The sequence below is a fragment of the Acetobacter thailandicus genome (assembly GCF_011516655.1).
Classification (GTDB): domain Bacteria; phylum Pseudomonadota; class Alphaproteobacteria; order Acetobacterales; family Acetobacteraceae; genus Acetobacter; species Acetobacter thailandicus.
In genome coordinates, this window is the sequence record NZ_WOSV01000029.1 from 1 (window position 1) to 3,722 (window position 3,722).

Genomic DNA, 3,722 nt, shown 5'->3' on the forward strand with positions numbered 1-3,722 from the left:
AGTCACATCAATGCTCGTTTGCATGATACATTTCAGTGAAAACGGCTGTAATTTTGAAATATTATAGTATTAATTTTTCCCACCCTGAACAACTTCCAGTTTAGCACCCGGCCTTGGAATGAGGGCTAATTCTTCTTGTGTGGCACGACTACCGACCTCGGCTACATGGCGGTTCATGTAGTAGCGAACTAGTCCGGGGCCGCGCAGACCTTCGACCCGTTCGCGCTCGGAGAAGATGGCTCCAAATTTCACCAGTTCATTCATAACTTTGCTTACGTCATCGGCAGCAATTCCAATGTTTTCGGCAATTTCTTCGCGTGTCAGCATGATTTGGCCGGTGTGCGGCATCAGGTGATCGAAGAGTAGTGCCCACACACGCATGGCTTTCATAGGGCGTTTACTGTTGGCTTCGAGCCAATCAACAACTGCGCGGTTTTGTGCGGGACGGATCATAACGAAAGGCTCCGTGGTTCCGGGGTCTGGTGTCGTGAGGTTCTTGATCTGAACGTAAAGCCGACCAACAGCTTCACGCATCGCGGGACTAGTCTCGGCAAAGGGTAAGAGTGCCTGTTTTAGGAGGTCGGCCTGATCTTCCTGGAGCCGATCTTTTTGGGTTCTAAGTCGAGTGACATTCCGCATGTGGGGAACCTCTGTATGAAAAGCGATTAGCTGGCACGTGGTGCCTGCTTATACTGGCATGAGGTGCCAGCTAATCGCAAGATGTTTTTCTCGGTTTTCCAAGGAAAATTAATGATTGGCGATTTCCTAGATAGAATAAAGATATTTATTCTCCCCTATGGTCCCCTCTTTTTTCGGTGGAAAACTCCAATTTTCAAAGGGGCAGGACAAAGAAAATCGGTCGTCTGAATTGCTCAGGAAGAGGGTGCAGCTTGAGGTTATCGCTGCACTAACCAACCGCTAGCGTTCTGGGTGGGATAGCAGAAGGTTCGTTTTTCCTTTTCCTCGTATTTAGCCTCGTATCCCGGCAGGTGGCAGTATGCGAGAGCCTGAAGTAACCCCGTTTTATCCATCTGGTGGGCCAGTTGACCGCTTGGAGTATTTCCCCATGCAGACGCTGCATTTTCGGTCAGGGCTTGTTCATGGCCTATGGCGTTTCCTACGGACCATCCATCAGAGTGCCCCAGCCAATAACCCGACAGCCACCCGCCAGAGACCAGTATAGCCGCGCAGAGGCCGGTCCAGATCATTAGACTTCTCTTTCCCGCTGAAAACACGTCAGAGGCTTCTACGGCCAACCTAGAGGCTTTTTCGGCGGCGTCTGAAATCGTCTGGCACCTGTTGTCCTGCTCGGATGCCAGTCGTTCCATGCTTCCGGTGGCTCTGGTGATGCTTTTTTCGACCCGCCTGAACAGTTCAAATGGATCTTCTTCCAGCATGTCACTCATGGTTATTTTCCGACGATGGAACTGGTGTCATAGCGAGTGAAGGAAGGCGCGAGAATGTCTCAAAGGATTTTCGGTCTGATGGCCTTTCAACATGCTTCAAAAGTGTTTCGATGGTTCGGACAGCGCGTTCGTCTGTTTCGGCTAACTTTATCAAAGCGCCTCCCAAGATATAATTTTGTCTATCGCGCAATTTTGCTTCGGATTTAGCCTCTGCTTTTTGCGCCTCTTTGATACGCTTTTTTTGCTCAGCTATAATCTTTTTGGCGTTTTCAATTTCTTTGGAAATGTTGCTCATATCATCCTCGGAACTGGAAGCAGTCTTTCAGAAACAATAGCACATATCCCTTGATGCCGTAAGGTATTAAGGGCGCAGTTACGACTTGCACAAGTGCAAGTCCTGCGTTATGGTGGTTTTACCCACCTTAACCACCCGTTTTATGCCAAAAGAAAGACTTTTGATCCGTGGCAATCTATCGCGCCGAAACGAAGCCAATTAGCCGGAGTGCAGGACGTTCCGTTGTGGCTGCCGCGGCTTATCGTTCTGGCGAGGATTTAACCAACGAGATTGACGGTCGAGAACACAAATACAGCCCCCGTCAGAGCAGCGTTGCCCATAAGGCTATCTTTGTTCCGGGTGGTGGTTCGGTTGATCGGTCTGATTTGTGGAATGGTGCCGAGACTTCAGAAAAGAGGAAGGATGCCAGAACCGGAAGAGAATGGGTGCTTGCTCTTCCACATGAACTCACCAGCGATCAACGGGCCGAACTGGCTGACAGCTTTGCCCGTGAACTGGTGGAGCGTTACGGGGTGGCCGTTGATGTGGCGGTGCATCTTCCCGGCGAGGAAGGCGACGACCGGAATCACCACGCCCATGTCATGACCACAACCCGCACCATCGAGCGTGGAGCGGATGGCACACTGACCTTTGGAGACAAATCAACCATTGAACTGTCCGACAAGAAGCGGGCCAGCATGGGGCTGGGGAAAGCCGCCGACGAGGTGACAGAGGTTCGCCAGCTATGGGCGACCCTTGCCAATGTGGCTCTTGAGCGGGCCGGACAAGAGGCCAGGATAGATCACCGGACCAATGAGGTGCAGGGGCTGGATCGCGTCCCAGAGCGGCACATGGGCGCGAATGTCGTGGCGTTGGAGCGGAAAGGTCATGAGACTCCAACAGGCAACCATAACCGCCGTATTCGGGCGGAGAACGCGCAACGGGCTGAGGTCATAGATTTCGCCAGGGCGAAACTGGAACAGGTCGTCAAAGTCATGCGTGACGGGTTCGAGAAGGTGGCCCAGGCATTTGATCGGATCACCCCGCCGGTTCAGAAGAAGGCCGAGAAAGCTGCCAACAAATGGGCAGCCTTTGCCAAAGGTCTTAAGGCCGGAGCGGCTAAAAATGCGGAAGCTGAGAGGAAGAGACTGGCTGAAGAACGCCAGAGAGCCGAAGCCGCTGAGAAAGAGCGGGCCGAGCAGAAAGCCAGAGACGCCAAAGCGTATCAGGAAATGCTACAAGCCCGTGCGCAACGCCGAGGGAGAAAGCGATAAACCATTTTCTTATTCATAAATAATTTCAAAATAACGATAAAAATAAAAACTTAATTATTGGAGATTACTATGGGAACACCAAGTAAAAAATTAACAAAATTGCGCGGGCTTCTTGGAAAGAAAGGGTATACCAATACAGGGGTCGGAAAAAAAATTATTGGAGATAGTGGTGAGTTTTTAACAGAAGCATTACTCGATGATATCAATATTCCGTGGATTAAGACAGTTCAGCATGAAAATGTTTATAGTAGTGAGCTGAAAAAGAATAGAGTTGCCAGACCTGATTATATATGTCGAATTGATGAATGTAATTTTTTCTTAGATTCAAAGAACTTATCTTCTTCTGGGAAAAATGATAATTTAATTAGTTTTTCCATTAGAAAAAATGAATTATTAAGACTTAAAAATGCAGAAGATTTTTTTAAAATTGAAGTAGTTATAGTCGTTTGGAATAGAACAGACACTGAATTTACGTATGCTTTTGCTGAATTTAATACATTCTCAAGAGAAAAAACAATTAATGGATGTAGTTGTCTTGAAGGTGATTTCAACAAAGATGAATTTTATGTTCTTAAATTATAAATAAATAAGTATATTCTTTTGATTTCAATGTGGGTTATGTGACTGTAGCCTGATATTTTTTAGGTATCAGGCTACAGTCACATCAATGCTCGTTTGCATGATACATTTCAGTGAAAACGGCTGTAATTTTGAAATATTATAGTATTAATTTTTCCCACCCTGAACAACTTCCAGTTTAGCACCCGG

At 47.6% G+C, this 3,722-nt stretch carries 5 protein-coding genes; 2 read left to right on the top strand and 3 right to left on the bottom strand.

Annotated elements, in window-relative coordinates; translation table 11 throughout:
• Positions 1-69: 69 nt before the first annotated feature.
• The 3 genes from GOB58_RS12765 to GOB58_RS12775 all read right to left on the bottom strand — a co-directional run bounded on the left by GOB58_RS12765 (position 70) and on the right by GOB58_RS12775 (position 1,701).
• A complete protein-coding gene (locus tag GOB58_RS12765) occupies positions 70-453 on the bottom strand; it encodes a cyclic nucleotide-binding domain-containing protein (protein WP_242005358.1) in 384 nt (127 codons plus the stop codon).
• 443 nt (positions 454-896) lie between these two features.
• Positions 897-1,406 carry a replication protein gene (locus GOB58_RS12770; protein ID WP_242005359.1) on the bottom strand — a complete coding sequence of 170 codons (510 nt, stop codon included), beginning with the start codon at positions 1,404-1,406 and terminating at the stop codon, positions 897-899.
• The gene (locus tag GOB58_RS12775) at positions 1,399-1,701 is read right to left on the bottom strand and encodes a mobilization protein (RefSeq protein WP_173560446.1); all 303 of its coding nucleotides are present in this window, start codon (positions 1,699-1,701) and stop codon (positions 1,399-1,401) included. The genes GOB58_RS12770 and GOB58_RS12775 overlap by 8 nt, the downstream gene beginning before the upstream one ends.
• A 167-nt stretch (positions 1,702-1,868) precedes the next feature.
• Between GOB58_RS12775 and mobQ the strand changes: the two genes are divergently transcribed.
• Positions 1,869-2,954, top strand: a complete 1,086-nt coding sequence (gene mobQ / locus GOB58_RS12780) for a MobQ family relaxase (protein WP_173560447.1) — start codon at positions 1,869-1,871, stop codon at positions 2,952-2,954.
• A gap of 69 nt (positions 2,955-3,023) precedes the next feature.
• Positions 3,024-3,536 carry a hypothetical protein gene (locus tag GOB58_RS12785; RefSeq protein ID WP_173560448.1) on the top strand — a complete coding sequence of 171 codons (513 nt, stop codon included), beginning with the start codon at positions 3,024-3,026 and terminating at the stop codon, positions 3,534-3,536.
• Positions 3,537-3,722: the final 186 nt, after the last annotated feature.

Coding starts and splice junctions, on each gene's coding strand:
- GOB58_RS12765 (WP_242005358.1), bottom strand. CDS start 453: ATGATCCGTCCCGCACAAAACCGCGCAGTTGTTGATTGGCTCGAAGCC.
- GOB58_RS12770 (WP_242005359.1), bottom strand. CDS start 1,406: ATGAGTGACATGCTGGAAGAAGATCCATTTGAACTGTTCAGGCGGGTC.
- GOB58_RS12775 (WP_173560446.1), bottom strand. CDS start 1,701: ATGAGCAACATTTCCAAAGAAATTGAAAACGCCAAAAAGATTATAGCT.
- GOB58_RS12785 (WP_173560448.1), top strand. CDS start 3,024: ATGGGAACACCAAGTAAAAAATTAACAAAATTGCGCGGGCTTCTTGGA.